We start from the raw sequence: 20,225 nt of genomic DNA on the forward strand, positions 1-20,225 counted from the left end.
TTTTCACAGTCGCACGGCAAGGCAAGAGCAAGTGTTATGCCAGAAGTGTCGGAGGTAACGCTAAAGTCAAAAGCCACCCTCACCCCAGCCCTCTCCCGGAGGGAGAGGGGGCTGACCGAGGTGTCAGGCATCAAACATCGACCTGAAAGACCGAGTCGATTATGGATTCACAGCGAAAGTATCCGGTCGGCGTACTTCGCGAGCATCCCCCAATCGGTCCCCTCTCCCTGTGGGAGAGGGCTAGGGTGAGGGGCTCTTGATTTTGCTCAGGCGTAATAGTCGACGGCGCTGCTGCCGATCACGCTGGTGGTTTGCGCAGCGGCTTCCGCCACTGCCGCCGGCGTCAGCTCTTCTTCCGCCGAATCCAGACGTCCGCCAGCGGCGCTGGTGCGGCCACTCTGGCCCTGCTGCGCCTGCTCCTGGCCCTGCTGACCCTGCCAGCCGCGGCTCTGGTCGGAGACATTGACGTCGACCTGGCCCATGCCCTGCTGGGTGAACATGTCACGCAGACGATGCATCTGCCCGTCCAGCGCTTCACGCACGCTTGGATGCGCGCTCATGAACGTCACCTGAGTCTGCTGATCGGGAACCATGTTCACCCGGATATCCAGACGCCCCAGTTCCGCCGGCTGCAATTGAATATCCGCCGCCTTCAGATTGGCGCTCGACAGGTACATGACGCGGTTGACGATTTCTTCGGTCCAGCCGCTCTGGTGCATGGCGATCGACTGATTCACCGGTACGGCGTTCGCGGTTTTCGGTGTGGCTGCCTGAGTCAGCGCCGCCAGACGGTTGGCGAAATCATCGACACGGGTATCACTGGTGGCGCTTTTCAGATCTTTCAGGCCATCGTCGATCAGGCCACTGAAGGTTTTTTCACCATTCTGACTGGTGCTGTCCTTGTCGGCCTGCACGTCGAGCATGCTGGCCATGCCGGCGGCGAAGTTCTGCGCCGAAGTCAATTCACCGTCGGCCTGAGTCTGGGCCGGCGTAGCTTTGGGCTGTGTCTGGCTGGATGCGGAAATGTGCCCGCCCTGCTCCATCGCCATGCGCACCGCCGGCAACGAGTCGAGCGGATCGGCAGCCGGGTCGAAAGCGCTGTCGGTCGACACAGCAGGGTCTTTGACCACTGCCGGCGCGACGGTTGCGGCCACGACCGGTGTTTCGGCCTTGACCGGCTCCGGTGTTACAGCCACCGGGGCTGGCACCACAGGCGCTGCGACCAGCGGCTGCACGGTTTGCGCCAGCGCCGGATCCAGCGCCGGGTCAACCGGCGTGGTGTCAGCCACCGGAGTCTGCGCGTCGTCTGCGGCAGCATCGGCAGCGGCCTTGTCAGCGGCGGCCTGATCATCGGATGTCGTCGGTGCAGACTTGTCGGCAGGCAAGGCGTTGCCGCTATCGGCAACGGTCTGTTGCGTGGCGGCAGACTTATCCTTGCCGAGATCTTTCCTGTCGCTGTTGTCGGCAACCTTGTCGCGCGCCGGTTTCAACGAACTGTCAGAGCTCGGAAGAGTCTTTTTCGGGCCTTGATCGGCGAACACCTGAGCGAAGCTTGAGGCCTTGTCCCCGGTGTCTGCAGCCATTACCGGCGTTTTCGCGGAGGCGGCTTGCGCCTTGGCCTGAGCGGCAGATTGAAGAAGAACATTGGGGGTCGCAGGCATGACACGGTCTCCGCTGCACTGGGATCGTAGGTACAGTTGACGGGGATTATTGCAAGTGTCGGGCCAGTTTTGTCCGGCACTTGCGAAAAGCGCCGGACGGCGGGATTCAATGGGTCAGGGCGTGCTGGCGTTCGTCTTCGTAGACAGGTCGCACATCGGCGAATTCGCAACGGATGTCGGCCACCAGTTTGACGATTTCCGCAGGGCTTTTGCCCTTGGCGTCCGCCTCCAGCTCCTGACAGAGCTGCGCCAGCCGAACGGCGCCCATGTTGCTGGCGCTACCCTTGAAACTATGGGCAACCTCAGCCAACACCCTGGCATCGGCGGTCTTCTGCAGTTGATGCAAGCGACTTTCAGAATCGGTCAGGAAGGTATCCAGCAAATCCGGATAGCTGTCTTCCATCACTTCGCGCAACGCATCGAGTACTTCGCGATCCACATGTTGGTCAGTCACTTGTTCACTCCTTGATCAAGAATCGGCGAATTATGCCCTAACCTCCCAGAAAAACTCTACGCAAGCACTGCGACCTTCGTCCGACCATCTGGCGTTATGCCCCAAATGCCGGATCAAACTGACCCCGCGCCCCGACAGACGGACACCGTCCACCGGCCGCTCCATCACCCGCGCCACGTCAAAACCCTTGCCGCTGTCCTCGACGCGAATGACCAGACAGCCACCGGCACCTTGCGGCCGGACCTGCAGATGCACGCGCACGTAACCGTCCTGCAAGGCTTCGAGTCGCGCATTGCGCTGCTCATAGTAGCGGGCGAATCCTGCGGCATCGCGCTTGAGGCTGGAATCCAGACCCAGCACGCCGTGCTCCAGCGCATTGGAGTACAACTCGGCGAGCACGCTGTAGATCGCCCCGCTCTGGGTGCGCAACCCGTGTACTTCCAGCAACAACTGCAGCAGATACGGCAAAGGATTGAAGCGCTTGAGTGTAGCGCCGCGAAACTCGAAGCTCACCGACCAGTCCAGCGGACACGACTGGCCGCTGTCGGAATACACCGGCGCCGGCGGCATGACCCGCGCCGCGTCAAGCAGACTGATCTCGACCATGCTCACGTCGTCACGGGGCTCGCCGCGAAACTCGAGCAAGGCCTGTTCAATTTCGGCAAACAGGTTGTCCGGCTCTCGGTTGACAGCAAACAGCTGCTGCAAACGCTCGACACCGAACAACCGGTCATCGCCGTCAGTGGTGTCGATCACACCGTCCGACAGCAGGAACACCCGATCCCCCACCGCCATGGTTTGCACTTCTGTCCGATCGTCAAACGCTTGCGGGCTGAGCACGCCCAGCGGCAAGTGCCGCGCCGACAGCGGCACCCGCTCGCCGCTGGCAATCCGGTGCAGATAACCGTCGGGCATACCGCCGTTCCACACCTCCACCGTGCGCCGCTGAAAACTCAGGCAGAGCATCGTCGCGCAGCAAAACATGTCCACCGGCAGGATGCGCTTGAGCTTGGCGTTCATCTCGCGCAGGGTTTCAGCCAGGCCGTAGCCCTTGGCGGTCATGCCATAGAACACTTCTGCCAGCGGCATCGCCCCCACCGCCGCCGGCAGACCGTGACCGGTGAAATCACCGAGCAGCACATGCATATCGCCGGCCGGGGTGTACGCCGCCAGCAGCAGGTCGCCGTTGAACAACGCGTAAGGTGATTGCAGATAGCGGATATTCGGCGCACTCAGGCAGCCCGAGTGGGCCACCTTGTCGAACACCGCTTTGGCCACACGCTGTTCGTTGAGCAGGTAATCGTGATGTTTGGCGATCAGATCGCGCTGCTGCAGCACGGTGGCCTGCAAGCGGCGCAAGCGATCCATCGCCTTGATTTTGGCGGCGAGGATCACCTGGTTGTAGGGCTTCGCCAGAAAGTCGTCGCCCCCAGCCTCCAGACACCGGGCCAAGGCTTCACTTTCGGTCAGCGAGGTCAGGAAGATGATCGGCACCAGGGTTTCCCCCGCCAGCGCCTTGATCTGCCGCGCCGCTTCGAAGCCGTCCATCACCGGCATCATCGCGTCCATCAGCACCAGATGCGGTTGTTGCCGGCGAAAGACCTCAACCGCTTCAGCGCCATTGGCCGCCGTCAGCACTTCATGCCCCTGACGCCGGACGATGGTCGACAACAGTAACCGGTCAGCGGCGCTGTCTTCGGCGATCAGGATCGTCAGCGGCTCTTGCGCCTGCATGGCCGTCAACTGATGTCGAAGAGTTTGTCGAAATTGGAGATGGCGAGGATCTTGCGCACGTCGGAGTTGCTGTTGATCACGCGCACATCCGAGTCGTCGCCGCCGGCATGATCGCGCAGCAAGAGCAGCATGCCCAGCGCGGAGCTGTCGAGGTAGGTGGCTTCTTTCAGATCAACCACGATGGAGTCGGGTTTTTGGTTAAGCCGCTCATAGGACTCGCGAAACTCCTGATGGCGCCCAAAATCGAACCGCCCCTTGACCGAAATCGTCAGTTTTTGACCATCCGGAGAGACTTCTGTAACGACTGACATTGACTGGCTTCCTTGTCATTGACGAACGTGTACAAGGTTTAGCATCTGGTAGACCCAGGGGCAAGGTGCAACGTAGAACCAAATGTGGGAGCGGGCTTGCTCGCGAATGCAATCGGTCAGTTGACCGAGGTGGTGACTGACACGACGCCTTCGCGAGCAAGCCCGCTCCCACAGGGAGTTTGGAACAACTTAAAAAGGGTTCTGGCGCGGCAAACGCTGCGACAACTCGTCCAGCAGCTTCTGCTCACGCTTGTCTTCGAGGCGTTGCGCCTCTTCGCGGTAGCGCTGCACCAGTTTGCGCAGGCCTTCGACCTTGGCAAACGCCTGCTGCCAGGCATCGCGCGCCTTGATCAGGTTGTTCTGGTGCCAGACCAGGCTCTGGCGCTGCTGGTCGATGGCGGTGTCCAGTTGCGCGAGGAAGCCGTGATAACCCAGCAGCCATTGTCCGGAAACCCCGTCGCTGCCGCGCACGATCCACTGCTCCTGATAATCCAGACGAAAGGCGTCGAGGTCGGCGAGTTTGCTTTCGGCCACTTTGACCTGGCCCTGAAAGTAACCCAGGCGCTGCACGGCGGTTTTCTCGGCCTGTTCGGCCATCTCCACCACGGGTGCCAGACGCGCAGCTCGGCTCACGGCCATGGCCGGTTACCCACCCGCCGCAGGCGCGAACAGGGTTTCGAGGTAAGCCTGGCTCTCGCCCATGTTGATCTTGTCGTTGAGGCCCTGCCGCTGGTAGCGGGTCAGTTGCGGCTGCAGATTGATCGCCAGATCGGTCTCGCGGTCGCCACCGGCGACGTACGCGCCGACGCTGATCAGGTCGCGGCTCTGCTGATAGCGCGACCACAATTGCTTGAAGTACTGCGCGCGCTGCATGTGCTCCGCCGAAACCACGGCCGGCATCACCCGGCTGATCGAGGCTTCGATGTCGATGGCCGGATAGTGCCCTTCCTCGGCAAGACGCCGGGACAACACGATGTGGCCGTCGAGCACGCCCCGCGCCGAGTCGGCAATCGGGTCCTGCTGGTCATCGCCTTCGGACAACACGGTGTAGAACGCGGTGATCGAACCACCGCCCTTCTCCGCATTACCGGCGCGCTCCACCAGTTTCGGCAGTTTGGCGAACACCGAGGGCGGATAACCCTTGGTCGCTGGCGGCTCGCCAATGGCCAAAGCGATTTCCCGCTGGGCCTGGGCGAAACGGGTTAACGAATCCATCAGCAACAGGACGTTCTTGCCCTTGTCGCGGAAATACTCGGCGATTCGCGTGCAATACATCGCCGCGCGCAGACGCATCAGCGGCGCATCGTCCGCCGGCGAGGCGACCACCACCGAACGCTTGAGGCCTTCTTCACCGAGGATGTGCTCGATGAACTCTTTAACTTCTCGACCCCGCTCACCGATCAGACCGACGACGATAATGTCGGCCTCGGTGAAGCGGGTCATCATGCCCAGCAGCACCGATTTACCGACACCGGTACCGGCGAACAGCCCCAGACGCTGACCACGCCCGACCGTCAGCAAACCGTTGATGCAACGGATGCCGACATCGAGCGGGACGTGGATCGGATCGCGGTTGAGCGGGTTGATGGTCGGGCCGTCCATCGGCACCCAGTCTTCAGCCTTCATCCCGCCCTTGCCGTCCAGCGCGCGTCCGGCGCCGTCGAGTACGCGACCGAGCATGCTCATGCCCATTGGCAGGCGGCCGGTTTCCGCCAGCGGCACCACACGGGCGCCGGGGGCAATGCCGGCGACACTGCCGACCGGCATCAGAAAGACTTTGTTGCCGGAAAACCCCATGACCTCCGCTTCCACCTGGGACGGGTGATAGCTGTCGTCATTGATCACCAGGCAGCGCGTGCCCATGGCAGCGCGCAGGCCTTCGGCTTCGAGGGTGAGGCCGACCATCCGCAGCAGGCGGCCTTCGAGAATCGGCGCGCCGGCGATCTCAGTGGCTTCGGCATAAGTGCTGAGGCGCTTGGCGAAACTGGTGCGTTCAAGGCGCATCGGGGGTGTCCGCGAGCGGCTCTTCAGGCGCAGCCGCCGGTTGGTTTTCTTCAGGAATGTCCAGACTCAGATCCGGCGCAGCCGGGTGCAGGGCCTGTTCGTGTAACTGGTCGAACAGTTTGGCCATGACCTGGGTCACGCGGGTCTCGATACTGGCGTCGATACGGCTGTGCTCGGTTTCAACCCGACAACCGCCGGGCAGCAACGAGTCGTCTTCGACGATACGCCAGGATTCCTCATGACGTTCGCGCAAGGCCTTGGCCTGCTCGAAGTCTTGCGGATTGACGTAAAGACGCACGTTTTCCACGCCCAACGGCAACAGCTTGAGCGCATCGCGCATGACCTGTTCGATCTGGCTGGAATCGATGGCCAGCTCGCGCTTGATCACTTGTTTGGTGATGTGTTGCACAAGGTCGACCAGCGACTTTTCGATCTGCGTGTCCTGCTCGGCAATCGGCTCGAACAGGTGGGTCATCAGTTGCTCGAGGCTGGCCAGTTTCGCCGCCAGCGCCACTTCGGCCTCCTGACGCACCTTCAGCGTAGCGCTGTGAAAACCTTCCTTCTCGCCGATGCCAAAGCCCTCGTTGTAAGCCTCCTGACGGATGCTTTCGAGTTCTTCCAGAGTCAGTGGCTGGACTTCTTCCAGCGGCACCTCTTCCATTTCCGGCGGTTCGGGCTCCGGTTCCGGCTCGGGTTCCGGTTTCGGCGGATCGAAGCTGGGCAGCGCCCAGGATTCGAAACCACGGACATCCCGGGCACGGATCAGATCCGTCACATCGTCATGCTTGTCCATGGGCTTAGATCATTTCCTCGCCGCCCTTGCCACCGAGCACAATCTCGCCGGCTTCGGCCATACGACGGGCAATGGTGAGGATTTCTTTCTGCGCGGTTTCCACGTCGCTGACGCGCACCGGGCCTTTGGCTTCGAGGTCGTCGCGCAACAGCTCGGCCGCACGCTTGGACATGTTCTTGAAGATCTTCTCTTTGACGCCTTCGTCCGAACCCTTGAGGGCCAGTACCAGCACGTCGGAAGAGACTTCGCGCAACAGCGCCTGAATGCCGCGGTCGTCGACGTCGGCCAGGTTGTTGAACACGAACATGAGGTCTTCGATCTGACCGGACAGGTCTTCGTCGACTTCGCGGATCGAGTCCATGAGCTGGCCTTCGATCGAGCTGTCGAGGAAGTTCATGATGTCTGCCGCACGCTTGATGCCACCCAGGGTGGTGCGCGAGGCGTTCGAGTTGCCGGAGAACTGCTTCTCGAGAATCTGGTTCAGCTCTTTCAACGCAGCCGGTTGCACGGTGTTCAACGACGAGACGCGCAGGATGATGTCCAGACGCACCTTGTGGTCGAAGTTGCCCAGTACTTCACCGGCCTGATCCGGGTCGAGGTACGCGACGACGATGGCCTGGATCTGCGGGTGTTCGTAACGGATCACGTCGGCAACGGCGCGCGGCTCCATCCATTTCAGGCTGTCGAGGCCGCTGGTGTTGCCACCGAGCAGGATGCGGTCGATCAGGCCATTGGCCTTGTCTTCGCCCAACGCCTGGGTAAGCATTTTGCGCACGTAGTCGTCGGAGCCGACGCCGAGGCTGGTCTGGTCGCCGACGATGTCGACGAACTCGCTCATGACCTGCTCGACCTGCTCGCGATGGACGTTGCCCATCTGCGCCATGGCCACACCGACACGCTGAACCTCTTTGGGGCCCATGTGGCGCAGCACTTGCGCGGCATCGGTTGAACCCAGGGACAGCAGCAGAATCGCGGCTTTGTCGACCTTGTTCAGTTTGGCGGTTGCGGCTCGGTTATCACTCATCTGCGTTAATCCACTCTTTCACGACCTGAGCCACGCGACCCGGATCCTCGGCCACCAAGCTCTTGATTGCATTCAGTTGTGCGTCGTAACCCTCGCTCGGGCTAGGCAACAGAATGCTCTGCGGACCACCGAGGCTCACGCGGTCGTTGGCCAGGTCGCCGTCCAGGCCGCCCATGCCACCGAGTTCCACGTCGCTGCCCAGACCGGCCAGCTCCTTGCCTTTGCCGCCACCGGTGATGTTGTTCAACACCGGACGCAGCACACCAAACACCAGCACCAGGATGAACAACACACCCAGCACTTGTTTGACGATGTCCCAGAACCATGGCTGGGAGTAGAACGGAATATCGGCAACCACTTCGCCGCGTTCGGCGGAGAACGGCATGTTGATCACGCTGACGCTGTCGCCACGGCTGGCATCGAAGCCGACCGCGTCCTGCACAAGACGGGTGAAACGCGCCAGTTCATCGGCGCTCCACGGCGCGCGGGTGGTTTCCCCGTTGGCCGGGTTGATCTTGACCTGATCGTCGACCACCACCGACACCGACAGACGATTCAGGCGACCCTGCTGCTGTTTGGTGTGGCTGATGGAACGGTCGAGTTCGAAGTTCTTGGTGGATTGTTGACGCTTGTCCGCCGGGTACGGCGCGAGCATTGGCTGGCCGGTGGCCGGGTCCATGATCTGCTGACCGTTGGCATCAACCAGTGGCTGACCGGGTTGAATCATGCCGGTAGAGGCTTGCGCGCCACCGGTGGTCTGCGGTGCCGAGGCCGGCGCTGGCGGCTGGTTGCTCAGGGCACCCGGTACACCTTGCGGGCCATTGCTGGCGGTGCGTTGTTCGTTGACCGACTGCTCGCTGCGCAACGCCGGCTGATCCGGGTTGAACTGCTCGGCGGTGGATTCGACGGCACTGAAATCGATGTCGGCCGAGACTTCAGCCTTGTAGCGATCGTTACCCAGTACCGGTTGCAGAATGTTGTGCACGCGCTGGGTGAGCATGCTTTCCATGCGGCGGCTGTAATCGAACTGCTTGCCGGCCATGGTCATTTCGGAGTTTTCCGCCTGATCGGAGAGCAGGTTGCCCTTCTGATCGACGACGGTAATCTGCGATTTGCTCAGTTCAGGCACGGAGGTCGCCACCAGGTTGATGATCGCCACCACCTGACCCGGCTCCAGCGAACGCCCGGAGTACAGCTCGACCAGAACCGAAGCGCTTGGCTTGCGCTCATCACGCACGAACACCGAACTCTTCGGAATCGCCAGGTGCACACGGGCGCCCTTGACGTTGTTCAGGCTGGAAATGGTGCGTGCCAGTTCGCCTTCGAGGCCGCGACGGTAACGGGTCGCTTCCATGAACTGGCTGGTGCCCAGACCCTGTTCCTTGTCGAGGATTTCGAAACCGATGTTGCCGTCGCTGGGAGTGACACCAGCGGCCGCGAGTTTCATCCGCGCACGGGACAGGTCGTCGGCCTTGACCAGCAAGGCGCCGGAGTTCGGCTCGACGGTGTAGGGAATGTCGGCGGAGGCCAGGGTGTCCATGACCTGCTTGGCGTCCATGCCGGCAAGGCTGCCGTACAACGGACGGTAATCCGGCTGCTGCGACCACAGCACCACGGCAAAGCCAATCGCCACGCTCGCAGCCAGGCCGACCAACAGGCCCACCTGACGCAGCATGGTCATCTCGGAGAGGTTTTCCAGGAAGGACAGGCCGAACAGCGGCGGTTTGCCGTCTATCGGGGTGGCCTTGGCCGGAACGTTATCGGCGACTGCTTCTGCCATGACTCAATCTCGTCCTTAAACCGGCATCTGCATGATGTCTTGATAAGCCTGAACCAGCTTGTTGCGCACCTGGGTCAGAGCCTGGAACGACACGCTGGCTTTCTGCGAGGCGATCATCACGTCCGTCAGATCGACGCCGCTCTTGCCGATTTCAAATGCGTTGGCCAACTGAGTCGACGCCTGCTGGGTATCGCTGACTTTGTTGATGGCCTGACCGAGCATGTCGGAAAAGCTGCTGCCTGCCAGTTCAGGGACGGCGGCAGTCGATTTCGGCGTGGCCATGGCGTCCATTTTCATGGCCTTCATGTCCATCATCAACCGATTAAATTCAATACCTTGGCTCATGGTCTACTCTCTTGGGCGGCCCGCAATTTTTTGACACTCACTCGGCGGGTACACAGGTATTAGCAACAAGGGTGCCAGCTCGGCGGACTTACTCTATAAAAGCCCATCAAGGCACCGCGTCAGGTCCAGGCACCGCGAAACCACTGTGGGAGCGGGCTTGCTCGCGAAGAGGGAGAGTCAGTCGATATTTTCGCAACTGACCCTGCGCTTTCGCGAGCAAGCCCGCTCCCACAATTGACCTGCGACAATTTTCAGGTGGCGAACAGATAGCCTTCGACGTCCATCCCGGCATCCCGCATCTGCGCCAGTTTGTAGCGCAGGGTACGCGGGCTGATACCGAGCTTTTCCGCGGCTTCCTTGCGCCGGCCACGCTCGGTGCGCAGGGTGTCGATGATCATCTGGAACTCCCGGCGACGCAGGTCATCGCCCAGCGCACCGGCGGATTCGGCCTCGACTTCGATCTCGCGCACCAACGGTTGCACCGGCACTACGGCCGGCGCTGCGCTAAACGTCACCGCGCCGGTCAGGCAGAAATCCTGCGGCTGGATCAAACCGCCCTGCTGCAGAATCAGCGCCCGTTGAATCGCGTTATCCAGCTCACGCACGTTGCCCGGCCACGGGTAGTGGGTCAGGCAAGCCTGGGCCTCTGGCGAAAGTTTCGCCGCCGCATGCTTCATTTTATTGACGTGTTTGTTCAGCAACCGCTCCGCCAGCGGCAAGATATCGGCAGTGCGCTCGCGAAGTGGACGCCACGCCAGGGGAAAAACCGACAGACGGTAAAAAAGGTCTTCACGGAAACGCCCCGCCGCCACTTCGCCGGCCAGATCACGGTTGGTGGTGGCGACCACGCGAATATCCAGGGTGATCGGTTTGCGCGCACCGACGCGCTCGACTTCGCGCTCCTGCAACACCCGCAGCAACTTGGCTTGCAGGCCCAAGGGCATTTCGGAAATCTCGTCGAGCAGAATGGTGCCGCCATCGGCCTGCTCGAACTTGCCGGCCTGCGCCGCGATGGCGCCAGTGAACGAGCCCTTCTCGTGACCGAACAGTGTGGCCTCGAGCATGTTGTCGGGAATCGCTGCGCAGTTGATCGCGATGAACGGTTGGCTGGCGCGATGGGATTGCTGGTGGATGTAGCGCGCCAGCACTTCCTTGCCGGTACCGGATTCGCCGGAGATCAGCACCGTGGAATCACTGCGCGCCACCCGCGCGGCCAGTTCGAGCAACTGCGCACTGGCCGGCTCGACTGCCACCGGACCTTCACCGTCAGCAACGCTGACGCTACCCAGGGCATGCCGCGACACCAGGTCCAGCAGGGCCTTGGGTTCAAATGGCTTGACCAGATAATCCGCCGCGCCCTGACGCATCGCATCGACCGCACGCTCGACCGCGCCATGCGCAGTCATCAGCAGCACCGGCAATTGCGGCTGCCGGGCACGCAACAGTGCAAGTAGTTGATGGCCGTCCATGCCAGGCATGTTGACGTCGCTGACCACCAGACTGAACGCCTCGCGCTCGACCGCCTGCAACGCCTCTTCGGCACTGCCGACCGCCTGGTAGTCGTGGCCCGCCAGCAACAGCGTATCGGCCAGCGCTTCGCGCAACGAGCGGTCATCCTCGACCAGCAAAACCTTGATGCCCATGACGTTTACTCAGCTCCGTGTACAGCGGAAAACAGCGGCAGGATCACCTGCGCGCACGTGCCGCGCCCTACTCGCGAGCGCAGCTGCAATTCTCCCTGATGTGCCCGCGCCACAGCCTTGACCACGGTCAGGCCAAGCCCGGTACCGGTCACTTTGGTGGTGAAAAATGGCTCACCGAGACGCTCCAGCACCGCCGGATCAATGCCGCTGCCGCTGTCGCTGACACACAGGCGCAGGCTGTTGTCGCGGCTGTAGCAGTGCACTTTCAGGCGCACGTTGCCATCGCTGGCCTGAATCGCGTTTTCGATCAGATTGAGAATCGCCCCGACCAGCGTGTCGCGGTTGCATAGCAATTCGCCAGCATGGCTGTCGCACTGCCAACGAATCGGCAAATCCTGCACATGGGTCAGCGCCGCCGCTTGCAGCGACTGCATCAAGGCATTCGGGGCGATCCGGTCGGTCAGCGGCAGCTCGCCACGGGCGAACACCAGCATGTCGCGCACCTGATGTTCCAGCTCATGCAGGCGCTCTTTGAGGCGGCCGGCAAAGCGCTGTTGAGTGGCGACCGGAAGCTCCTGCTCAGTCAAATGACTGGCATAGAGCAAAGCGGCGGACAGCGGCGTGCGGATCTGATGAGCCAGCGAGGCGACCATCCGCCCCAGCGACGACAGGCGCTCGTGGCGCGCCAGTTGATCCTGCAGATGACGGGTTTCTGTCAGGTCGTTGAGCAACACCAACTGCCCCGGCTCGGCATCCAGCGAGCGCGTGGCAATCGACAGGCGTCGACCGTTTTTCAGAGAGATTTCATGACCGTCGTCTTCACGCGGGGCAAAGCAACGGGCGATGACGTGACGCCACAATTCGCCTTCCAGTGGTAGCCCGAGCAAGTCGATCGCCGCCGGATTGGCTTCGCGAACCATACCGTGGCCGTCAATCACGATGACGCCACCAGGCAACAGATCGAGGAGGTTTTGCAGACGGTTGGCCAGGCGTTCTTTTTCTGCCAGCTCCTGCATGCGCTGGGCGCTGACCACGGCCAGTTCGCCCTTGAGCTCGGTGACCCGGGCTTCAAGCATGCTGTAGGAGTCGGTCAGTTGACTGGACATCTGATTGAACAGCGCGAACGCCTGCTCAAGACCCAGGCGGCTCGTCTGCTCTAAGGACGACGGTTGCCCCTCGGCATTGGAGGCAGAAGACATCTGGGCGTGGGGCATTGTGTTCTCTCGCTTGGCTGACCGTCAGTTAAACGGAACGTTGCGAGGGATGTAGCAATACCCGTGCCTAAAAAAAACTGCTTATAAATGAAGGCATTGAAAAACAGGCGTCAATCATCCGCCTGTTCGTCACCTTCGCGCCGGCTCATGCCGTACTTGCGCATCTTCTCCACCAGCGTGGTACGACGAATGCGCAGGCGTTCGGCAGCGCGCGCCACGATGCCATTGGCGTCGTCCAGCGCCTGCTGGATCAGGCCCTGCTCCAGACCACCGAGGTAGTCCTTGAGGTCCAGACCTTCCGGCGGCAGCATCGCGTTAGCGGTGAAGTCCGGGGTGTGACCGTTGATGGCCACGCGCTCTTCGAGATCGCTGCGCAGGCTGTCGACCATCTGCTCGTCTTCGTCGTCGACGTAGCGGAATTTCTTCGGCAACTCGACCACGCCGATCACCCCGTACGGATGCATGATCGCCATGCGCTCGACCAGGTTCGCCAGCTCACGGACGTTGCCCGGCCAGCCGTGACGGCACAGCGACATGATCGCTGCCGAGTTGAAACGGATCGAGCCGCGCTTTTCGTGTTCCATGCGCGAGATCAGTTCATTCATCAGCAGCGGAATGTCTTCGACGCGCTCACGCAGGGGCGCCATCTCGATCGGGAACACGTTCAGGCGATAGTAGAGGTCTTCGCGGAAGGTGCCGATCTCGATCATGCTTTCGAGATTCTTGTGGGTCGCGGCAATGATGCGCACGTCGACACTCTGGGTCTTGTTGCTGCCCACGCGCTCGAAGGTGCGCTCCTGCAGGACGCGCAGCAGCTTGACCTGCATCGGCAGCGGCATGTCGCCGATTTCGTCGAGGAACAGCGTACCGCCATTGGCCAGTTCGAAACGCCCGGCACGGCTGGTGATCGCACCGGTGAAGGCGCCCTTCTCGTGGCCGAACAGTTCGCTTTCCAGCAGCTCTGCCGGGATCGCCCCGCAGTTGACTGGCACGAATGGCGCGTCGCGACGCTTGGAGTGGTAATGCAGATTGCGCGCAACCACTTCCTTGCCGGTGCCGGACTCGCCGAGGATCAGCACGCTGGCATCGGTATCGGCCACTTGCTGCATCATCTGCCGGACGTGTTGGATCGCCCGGCTGGTGCCGACGAGGCTGCGAAACAGATTGGGTTCGCGATGACGGCCGCGCTCGCGGGCCTGGTCGTACATCTCGCGATAGACCTGGGCACGGTGCAGGGAGTCGAGCAATTTGCTGTAGCTGGGCGGCATTTCCAGGGTCGAAAGCACCCGGCGGCGCTGGTCTTCCGGCAGGTCGACGGAAGAATTATCGCCCATCAGCAAAACCGGAAGGAACTCATCCCATGTCGAGAGTGTCTTTAACAAGCCCAAAAGTGCACCCGGAGCATTGACCGTCCCGATCAATACACAGATGACTTCACGACTTGATGACAAAGAGCCGACGGCCTGCTGCCAGTCATGGCTGCCGCAGGGTAAATTTTCTTCGCCGAGAAAATTTAAAATCACCGCCAGGTCGCGGCGGCGGACGCTATCGTCATCGATCAGCAGAATTTTAGTTTCACGCCACATGCAATAGCAACTTCCCTAGTCAACTCAATGCCCGAAAAATGGGGCAAGCGAGACGCTTGCAGGACACCTTGTGCCTGTAGACGCCTGAAATCTGAAAACAGCCACTAGTTAAGTCAAAAAACCGTGCACAGTCAAATTTATGGCGCACATGTCTGGATTAACTGGAGGTTAATTAACCAAACAGATGGTAAACCTTTGCCGCCTTCTGCGCTTGGGTGATCTGCGACATCTCGTTGGCTATCGCCTGCCGCTCACCCATCGCCGCCTCCAGAAGCTCCTTGTAGACATGGAGCAATTCCTCAAGGTTACTGCGCAAGGCCTCCTCATCCAGCGAAGCCTCGGCCATGACGTCTTCCATGCAGGAACGGCAAGCCAGATCCAGCTCGCCAATGGCTTCCCAGTTGCGTTCGGCCAACGCGCTGACCAACGCTTCACGGGTATCGGCAATTCGCTGCAATACAAGACTCATGGTGCTCTCCTTAAAACTGGGGGCCTGGCGGAGCGATGCCGTCCCAGCCTTCCTTTACGGTGCGCAGCAGGCCCGCGACCTCATCAAGAATTCGCGGGTCGCTGTCAATATTGGCCTGCGCCAGCCGCTTCATCATGTAGATGTAGAGCTGATTGAGATCAGCGACCGAATCGGCGCTGTTTTCCAGATCCAGACCCTCGCACAAACCGCCAATGATACCGATGGCCTTGCTGATAGCCGTACCCTTGGCAGGGATGTCTTTGCGCTCGATGGCACCCTTGGCCTGAGCAATGCGCTCCAGACCACCTTCCATCAACATTTGCACCAAGCGGTGCGGGCTCGCTTCGGATGTCTGGGCGTGTGCACCGACTTTTTGATATTGCCGAAGGGCTAACATTGGGTTCATGTTCTACCTCATTGCCACAATGACTCGTATAACCAGTGTATCGCCAACGAATCACAGAACTTTAGATCAAAAGACAAAAACCCGGCGCACGCCGATGAAGCGTAGCCGGGTTTTTGTCGTTCTTACGGGTTACTTCGCGGATTGCTGAGCGTTCAGCGAGCTGAAGAACGACGTGATGTTACTTGCCGTCGCCTTCATTTGCCCGACCAACAGGTCCATGGCGTTGTATTTGGCGGTCAGCGTCGCCGTCAGGCTCGTCACGTGCAAGTCCAACGCTGTCTGCTGCTTTTTCAGATTCGCCGCAGCGTTGGTCAAACTGGTGCTGCGCTGATCGAGCAGCCCGGTACCCGACTTGATGTACGGATCAACCGCACTGCTCATGCGCGCCAACAGACCATTGGTGGCATTGGTGCCGGAGAACATCTGCTGAACCTGACCAGACATGCCCGGAATACTCATACGATCGTTGAACACCTTGGTATCGAGGGTCAACTCACCGGTTTCCTTGTCGGTCAGCACACCCATCTGCGCCAGGACGGCCAACTGTCCGGTACCTGCCGAGCTCTGGGTCAGCTGCGAACGGATATCCGCCATCAGCGAACGCGGCAGCGAGTCACCGGTAAACGCAGCAGAAACAGTCAGGTTGCCATCAGCGTCCGCGGTCGCATTGGACAGGGTATCGATGGTTCGCTTGAGCGTGTTGTAGGAATCCATGAACGTCTGCAGCGACGTCTGGATGCCTGCGGTGTTGGTTGCGACGGTCACGGTTGCGGGCGTCGGAGTCCCACTGGCGTCTTTAGGGCTTACGGCAGCGAGGCTCAACGTCATTCCGCTGATTGCACCTGTTACCGTGTTGCTCTTGCTGGTAACGGTCAGACCGTCGATGGTGAGCGATGCGTCCTGAGCCAAGGCGCCAACGGCGCCCGAGGCACCTGCCGCAGGACTGGTCCCCATTTGCTGAGTACCGTCGATCTCGAGACCAGCGATGCCACTCACCTGCAAGTCCATGCCTGCGCCGGTCTTGCTCGAGTTGATCACCAAACGCGAAGCGCCGCTGGCGTCGGTCACGATGTTGGCGGAGATACCATTGCTCGCCTGCGCGGTGTTGATCGCATCCCGAGTGCTCTGCAAGGTGGCATTGGCCGGAATCGCAACATTGTAATCAATGCCATTCTGACTGATTTTCAGAGTACCACTCGGAATGGCACTGGTGGCGCCGCCAGCAAAAGCAGCACTGGCTACTTTCGAGCCGGTTGCCAGTTTGTTCACGATAACGCTATAGCTGCCAGGTACTGCAGTACTGTCGGACGTTGCACCGAGTACCGTCGGCGTATCCGAAGTCGCGGTATAACCGGCAAACGCAGGACTGGTCGCCTTGCCCAGATCAGTCATCGATTTCTGGAATGCCGCCAGCGCACTTTTCAGCGAGCCGACACCGGAAATCTTCAGCGAGTTGGTTTTTGTCTGAGTATCGATCTGCGTCTGCTTGGCAGACTTGTCGGCGTTGACCAGCGCGGTCACGATCGCGCCGATGTCCAGGCCGGAACCCAGTCCGGAACCCGGTAGAATTGGACTTGCCATGTGCATCTCCCTTCAGATTGTTGCCATTCTTTTGACCGTTAACAGCGTCCTGAGAACGTACAAACATTATTCATGCCAGCTATCAGACTTTGGCGTCGAACAACACGTGACTCGCGTTGGCGAGGCTGTCTGCCAGCTTCAGGGCTTCTGCGGAGGGAATCTGTCGAACGACTTCACCCGTCTCGCTTGCGATCACCTTGACGATGACCTTTCCGGAGTGTTCGTCGATAGAGAACTCCAGATTGCGCTTGATCGACTGTACAAACTTTTCGATCTCCTGCACCGCCAGTTTCAACTTGGCATCATCCGAATCCTGACTCTTTTTATCAGCGACCGGAGCATCCACCTTGGCAACGACTGGCGCCTCTGACGGTTTGTCAGCAACCGGTGCTGCTGGCTTGGGAGCCGGATAAGACACGTTAAGCTTTACGCTCATGTCCATGCTCATCACCCTCTAACGTAAAAAGGCGAGAGAGCGCGACCAGCGCACTCCCCCGCCCGAACTCAATCCGAAATTACTGAAGCAGCTTCAGTACAGCGGATGGCAGTTGGTTGGCTTGAGCCAGAACAGAGGTCGAAGCCTGCTGCAGAGTTTGCTGCTTGGTCAGGTTAGCAGTTTCTGCGGCGAAGTCGGTATCTTGTACTCGACCCTGTGCAGCAGTGGTGTTTTCCACGATGTTCTGCAGGTTGGAGATGGTGCTGGTCAGACGGTTTTGCGAAGCACCCAGGCTGGCGCGCTGTGCACCGATGGCAGCGATAGCGGCGTCGATTGCAGTGATCGCGTTGTCGATGTTCTGCGAAGCAGAACCAGCACCAGTACCGGTAGCACCGGTCAGAACTACAGTACCGCTACCTACGGACAGGCTGACGGCGTCGAACTTGGAGCTCAGTACCAGGTCGATGTGGTTAGCCGAACCAGTGTTTGCGCCAACTTGCAGGGTTACAGTACCAGCCGAACCGTCCAGCAGGTTTTTGCCGTTCAGGTTGGTCGAAGCCGAGATACGGGTGATCTCGTCGGACATCTGAGCGAATTCAGCGTTGGTTGCGGTCTGGTCAGCAGTGCCGTTGGTGCCGTTACGTGCTTTAACAGCCAGTTCACGCATACGTTGCAGGATGTCGGTGGTCGCTTGCAGGCCGCCTTCAGCTGCCTGAGCAACGGAGATACCGTCGTTGGCGTTCTGGATAGCCTGGTTGCCACCACGGATTTGCGAAGCCATACGGTTGGAGATCTGCAGGCCAGCGGCGTCGTCTTTAGCGCTGTTGATTTTCAGGCCGGAAGACAGGCGCTGCATCGAAGTCGACAGGGCGTTGGAAGCGTTGTTCAGGTTTTTCTGAACGTTCAGCGACGTGGTGTTGGTGTTTACTGTTAAAGCCATGACGAATTCCTCGTTGGTTGGGTACTGCGGCTTCCGGCCCTGGCAACCGCCTGGTGTGGCCTAGAGAACCTTCGTAATAGTTATCGTCGGGTTGGCAGGTTGCTTGAGGGCTTTTTGAAAAAAATTTGCCATCACCCTGCCACCCCCGAGAAAACAAGGGCTTAGCGCCCTCCCACCTGCGAAAAAATGACGCCATAAAACCGACCCGCGCGTAAAGCCGCGGGCCAGTGCGCTCGGTCAGTGTGCCGATCGTGCTTTTTGCAACAGTTCGATCAACTCATACTCCATCCAGTCCGCCAGCCCCAACCAGTCCTGACGTTCCTGACAAGCGAGCATGTGCGTGAGTACAAAGGCCCAGTCCTGTTGAATCGGCGCAGGTTTGGCTATCAGCAACTGCTGCGCGCCCTCGAATACATCGACCATATCCAGCGCCGCCTCGACATCACGTCCCAGGCGAAACAACCCGGCGCACTGACGGCATTCGCCAACGCACTGCTCAATCGTCGTCATTGCACAAACTCCTGATTGAACTGCGTCCCGGCGATCAATGCGCCCGCCCGACTGCTGTTGAAAAACTGTACCTGCGGATGTGCGGCGATATAACGCTCCAGTACGCACAGATAGCCGCGAAAGTTCAGCTGGGTGCTGACCCGCCGGCCATGGCCGTCCTGCACCCAGTGCCGCGCCTGATCAACACCGGGGCCCAGATCACCGTCATTCCAACCGGCATGGGTCTTGTTCATCGGGAACGCAAAGTCGGCGCCGAACAGGGTAATGCGCGATGCACCCATCTTCACCGCCAGGTCCACCGCCGGATGAATCACGCTGCCACCCACATGCAGTTGCCCGCGCGGATATTGCTCGCGCAACGCGGCGTACACCGGGCTGGCTGAGTAACCGCCGTAACGCTTGCCCTTCCAGGCGGTCAGCACCGCAGGATCACTCATGGGCAGATACACCAGCGGGATGCCAGCGGAGTCCTCGAACGGCAAATGCCGAAAGCTGATGCGCTGATCGATGGTGACCACCAGATCCGGGACGATGCCGTGCTCGCGCAGTGGCCGGTAAGCGGTATCGACGCACATCAACAATGGACGTTCAGCCTGCGCGTGCACCGCCGCCAGACGCTGGAAATGCCCCTCCAGGGTCGGCCCGGTACCGATCACATAGATCTCCCGGCCATTGGCGCTGCCGAACAATTGCGCCACATCGTCATCGCCCAGCAACACCGGCAGGCAGTCCTGCAAACGCTGTTGAATGAACGGCAAGTTTGGATCGAACTCGCGATTGTTGAAGCTCAGGTGCACTTCGCTGACCAGCCGATCGCGGATCTTCGCGTTGAAGTCATCGGACAGCAGCATCTCCGCCGGCAGGGCGAAAAACGGTGTGCAGATGTCTGACAGATCACCGGCATAGAACAGCTGCACGCGCGGGTCTTCCAGCCATTGGCGCTGATCGAGCAGTTGCAGCACCAGCGCGAACAACGCGCCATTGAGGATATGCACGTACAACTGCTCAAGGCCAGCGCGCTCCAGAAGCACCGTTGGCAGATCACCGAGGCCAGTGCCGTAGACATGCAACTGCGGTTTTTCCGCCAGGCTGGCAGCCTGGATGCGGGCTTCGTGGACGCGGTCGTGGCGACTGGTCAGTTGAATGCCATTTACGCTCAGCGTTGAACCCAGCCCCTGCACCAGCTCGGCTTGAACGGCTGAACTGTCTTCAGCCATCATCCGCTCGAACAACGCCGGCCAGCGCTGCTGAATAACCTCGGCGTTGGCTTGGAAAAACTCGCTCATGCCGGCTCGCGCTCCCTTCAGGCAAAAAAATAGCGTTCAAGGGTAACC

The 20,225-nt window shown here is 60.4% G+C and carries 20 protein-coding genes; all 20 read right to left on the reverse strand.

The features are described from left to right. Positions 1–266: 266 nt before the first annotated feature. The 20 genes from JFU48_RS28915 to JFU48_RS29010 all read right to left on the reverse strand — a co-directional run bounded on the left by JFU48_RS28915 (position 267) and on the right by JFU48_RS29010 (position 20,177). Complete coding sequence (locus JFU48_RS28915) at positions 267–1,661, reverse strand: flagellar hook-length control protein FliK (protein WP_201138392.1); 1,395 nt, start codon at positions 1,659–1,661, stop codon at positions 267–269. Positions 1,662–1,767: 106 nt separating this feature from the next. After that, on the reverse strand, positions 1,768–2,115 hold the full coding sequence (locus JFU48_RS28920) for an Hpt domain-containing protein (RefSeq protein WP_003222884.1): 348 nt from the start codon (positions 2,113–2,115) through the stop codon (positions 1,768–1,770). A 30-nt stretch (positions 2,116–2,145) separates the two neighbouring features. Next, on the reverse strand, positions 2,146–3,849 hold the full coding sequence (locus JFU48_RS28925) for an ATP-binding SpoIIE family protein phosphatase (RefSeq protein WP_201138393.1): 1,704 nt from the start codon (positions 3,847–3,849) through the stop codon (positions 2,146–2,148). Between the two features lie 5 nt (positions 3,850–3,854). Then, positions 3,855–4,160, reverse strand: a complete 306-nt coding sequence (locus JFU48_RS28930) for an STAS domain-containing protein (RefSeq protein WP_003222880.1) — start codon at positions 4,158–4,160, stop codon at positions 3,855–3,857. 189 nt (positions 4,161–4,349) lie between these two features. Beyond that, positions 4,350–4,799, reverse strand: a complete 450-nt coding sequence (gene fliJ, locus JFU48_RS28935) for a flagellar export protein FliJ (RefSeq protein ID WP_003222878.1) — start codon at positions 4,797–4,799, stop codon at positions 4,350–4,352. A gap of 6 nt (positions 4,800–4,805) precedes the next feature. Next, complete coding sequence (fliI, locus tag JFU48_RS28940) at positions 4,806–6,164, reverse strand: flagellar protein export ATPase FliI (protein WP_003222877.1); 1,359 nt, start codon at positions 6,162–6,164, stop codon at positions 4,806–4,808. Continuing rightward, positions 6,154–6,957, reverse strand: coding sequence for a flagellar assembly protein FliH (gene fliH / locus JFU48_RS28945; protein ID WP_201138394.1), 804 nt, complete (start codon positions 6,955–6,957; stop codon positions 6,154–6,156). The genes fliI and fliH overlap by 11 nt, the downstream gene beginning before the upstream one ends. A gap of 4 nt (positions 6,958–6,961) precedes the next feature. Further along, positions 6,962–7,981 carry a flagellar motor switch protein FliG gene (fliG, locus tag JFU48_RS28950; protein ID WP_003222873.1) on the reverse strand — a complete coding sequence of 340 codons (1,020 nt, stop codon included), beginning with the start codon at positions 7,979–7,981 and terminating at the stop codon, positions 6,962–6,964. Then, positions 7,974–9,761 (reverse strand): flagellar basal-body MS-ring/collar protein FliF, encoded by a 1,788-nt coding sequence (gene fliF, locus JFU48_RS28955; protein WP_201138395.1) that lies wholly within the window; start codon positions 9,759–9,761, stop codon positions 7,974–7,976. The genes fliG and fliF overlap by 8 nt, the downstream gene beginning before the upstream one ends. Before the next feature lie 15 nt (positions 9,762–9,776). Further along, positions 9,777–10,106 carry a flagellar hook-basal body complex protein FliE gene (fliE, locus tag JFU48_RS28960; RefSeq protein ID WP_003222869.1) on the reverse strand — a complete coding sequence of 110 codons (330 nt, stop codon included), beginning with the start codon at positions 10,104–10,106 and terminating at the stop codon, positions 9,777–9,779. A gap of 251 nt (positions 10,107–10,357) precedes the next feature. Continuing rightward, on the reverse strand, positions 10,358–11,749 hold the full coding sequence (locus JFU48_RS28965) for a sigma-54-dependent transcriptional regulator (protein WP_201138396.1): 1,392 nt from the start codon (positions 11,747–11,749) through the stop codon (positions 10,358–10,360). A gap of 5 nt (positions 11,750–11,754) precedes the next feature. After that, the gene (locus tag JFU48_RS28970; RefSeq protein WP_201138552.1) at positions 11,755–12,948 is read right to left on the reverse strand and encodes a sensor histidine kinase; all 1,194 of its coding nucleotides are present in this window, start codon (positions 12,946–12,948) and stop codon (positions 11,755–11,757) included. 125 nt (positions 12,949–13,073) lie between these two features. Beyond that, positions 13,074–14,549, reverse strand: a complete 1,476-nt coding sequence (locus JFU48_RS28975) for a sigma-54 dependent transcriptional regulator (protein ID WP_003222863.1) — start codon at positions 14,547–14,549, stop codon at positions 13,074–13,076. Between the two features lie 172 nt (positions 14,550–14,721). After that, positions 14,722–15,018 carry a flagellar protein FliT gene (gene fliT, locus JFU48_RS28980; RefSeq protein ID WP_007966233.1) on the reverse strand — a complete coding sequence of 99 codons (297 nt, stop codon included), beginning with the start codon at positions 15,016–15,018 and terminating at the stop codon, positions 14,722–14,724. Between the two features lie 10 nt (positions 15,019–15,028). Further along, on the reverse strand, positions 15,029–15,424 hold the full coding sequence (gene fliS / locus JFU48_RS28985; RefSeq protein ID WP_103483921.1) for a flagellar export chaperone FliS: 396 nt from the start codon (positions 15,422–15,424) through the stop codon (positions 15,029–15,031). A gap of 129 nt (positions 15,425–15,553) precedes the next feature. After that, positions 15,554–17,005: a flagellar filament capping protein FliD gene (gene fliD / locus JFU48_RS28990; protein ID WP_201138397.1), complete on the reverse strand. Its 1,452-nt coding sequence runs from the start codon at positions 17,003–17,005 to the stop codon at positions 15,554–15,556. Positions 17,006–17,087: 82 nt separating this feature from the next. After that, a complete protein-coding gene (locus JFU48_RS28995) occupies positions 17,088–17,447 on the reverse strand; it encodes a flagellar protein FlaG (protein ID WP_103483932.1) in 360 nt (119 codons plus the stop codon). A 73-nt stretch (positions 17,448–17,520) separates the two neighbouring features. Beyond that, complete coding sequence (locus JFU48_RS29000) at positions 17,521–18,381, reverse strand: flagellin domain-containing protein (protein ID WP_103483919.1); 861 nt, start codon at positions 18,379–18,381, stop codon at positions 17,521–17,523. A gap of 237 nt (positions 18,382–18,618) precedes the next feature. Then, positions 18,619–18,891, reverse strand: a complete 273-nt coding sequence (locus JFU48_RS29005) for a hypothetical protein (protein WP_103483918.1) — start codon at positions 18,889–18,891, stop codon at positions 18,619–18,621. Next, entirely contained in the window at positions 18,888–20,177 is a 1,290-nt protein-coding gene (locus JFU48_RS29010) for a motility associated factor glycosyltransferase family protein (RefSeq protein ID WP_201138398.1), read from the reverse strand. Before JFU48_RS29010 ends, JFU48_RS29005 begins: the two co-directional genes overlap by 4 nt. Positions 20,178–20,225 lie beyond the last annotated feature (48 nt).

This window comes from Pseudomonas sp. TH49 (genome assembly GCF_016650625.1).
GTDB lineage: Bacteria > Pseudomonadota > Gammaproteobacteria > Pseudomonadales > Pseudomonadaceae > Aquipseudomonas > Aquipseudomonas fluorescens_H.

Bases quoted from the DNA above. Each gene is read 5' to 3' on its own strand.
- JFU48_RS28915 (WP_201138392.1), bottom strand. From the start codon at position 1,661: ATGCCTGCGACCCCCAATGTTCTTCTTCAATCTGCCGCTCAGGCCAAG.
- JFU48_RS28925 (WP_201138393.1), bottom strand. From the start codon at position 3,849: ATGCAGGCGCAAGAGCCGCTGACGATCCTGATCGCCGAAGACAGCGCC.
- JFU48_RS28930 (WP_003222880.1), bottom strand. From the start codon at position 4,160: ATGTCAGTCGTTACAGAAGTCTCTCCGGATGGTCAAAAACTGACGATT.
- fliJ (WP_003222878.1), bottom strand. From the start codon at position 4,799: ATGGCCGTGAGCCGAGCTGCGCGTCTGGCACCCGTGGTGGAGATGGCC.
- fliI (WP_003222877.1), bottom strand. From the start codon at position 6,164: ATGCGCCTTGAACGCACCAGTTTCGCCAAGCGCCTCAGCACTTATGCC.
- fliH (WP_201138394.1), bottom strand. From the start codon at position 6,957: ATGGACAAGCATGACGATGTGACGGATCTGATCCGTGCCCGGGATGTC.
- fliG (WP_003222873.1), bottom strand. From the start codon at position 7,981: ATGAGTGATAACCGAGCCGCAACCGCCAAACTGAACAAGGTCGACAAA.
- fliF (WP_201138395.1), bottom strand. From the start codon at position 9,761: ATGGCAGAAGCAGTCGCCGATAACGTTCCGGCCAAGGCCACCCCGATA.
- fliE (WP_003222869.1), bottom strand. From the start codon at position 10,106: ATGAGCCAAGGTATTGAATTTAATCGGTTGATGATGGACATGAAGGCC.
- JFU48_RS28965 (WP_201138396.1), bottom strand. From the start codon at position 11,749: ATGGGCATCAAGGTTTTGCTGGTCGAGGATGACCGCTCGTTGCGCGAA.
- JFU48_RS28970 (WP_201138552.1), bottom strand. From the start codon at position 12,948: ATGTCTTCTGCCTCCAATGCCGAGGGGCAACCGTCGTCCTTAGAGCAG.
- JFU48_RS28975 (WP_003222863.1), bottom strand. From the start codon at position 14,549: ATGTGGCGTGAAACTAAAATTCTGCTGATCGATGACGATAGCGTCCGC.
- fliT (WP_007966233.1), bottom strand. From the start codon at position 15,018: ATGAGTCTTGTATTGCAGCGAATTGCCGATACCCGTGAAGCGTTGGTC.
- fliS (WP_103483921.1), bottom strand. From the start codon at position 15,424: ATGAACCCAATGTTAGCCCTTCGGCAATATCAAAAAGTCGGTGCACAC.
- fliD (WP_201138397.1), bottom strand. From the start codon at position 17,005: ATGGCAAGTCCAATTCTACCGGGTTCCGGACTGGGTTCCGGCCTGGAC.
- JFU48_RS28995 (WP_103483932.1), bottom strand. From the start codon at position 17,447: ATGGACATGAGCGTAAAGCTTAACGTGTCTTATCCGGCTCCCAAGCCA.
- JFU48_RS29000 (WP_103483919.1), bottom strand. From the start codon at position 18,381: ATGGCTTTAACAGTAAACACCAACACCACGTCGCTGAACGTTCAGAAA.
- JFU48_RS29005 (WP_103483918.1), bottom strand. From the start codon at position 18,891: ATGACGACGATTGAGCAGTGCGTTGGCGAATGCCGTCAGTGCGCCGGG.
- JFU48_RS29010 (WP_201138398.1), bottom strand. From the start codon at position 20,177: ATGAGCGAGTTTTTCCAAGCCAACGCCGAGGTTATTCAGCAGCGCTGG.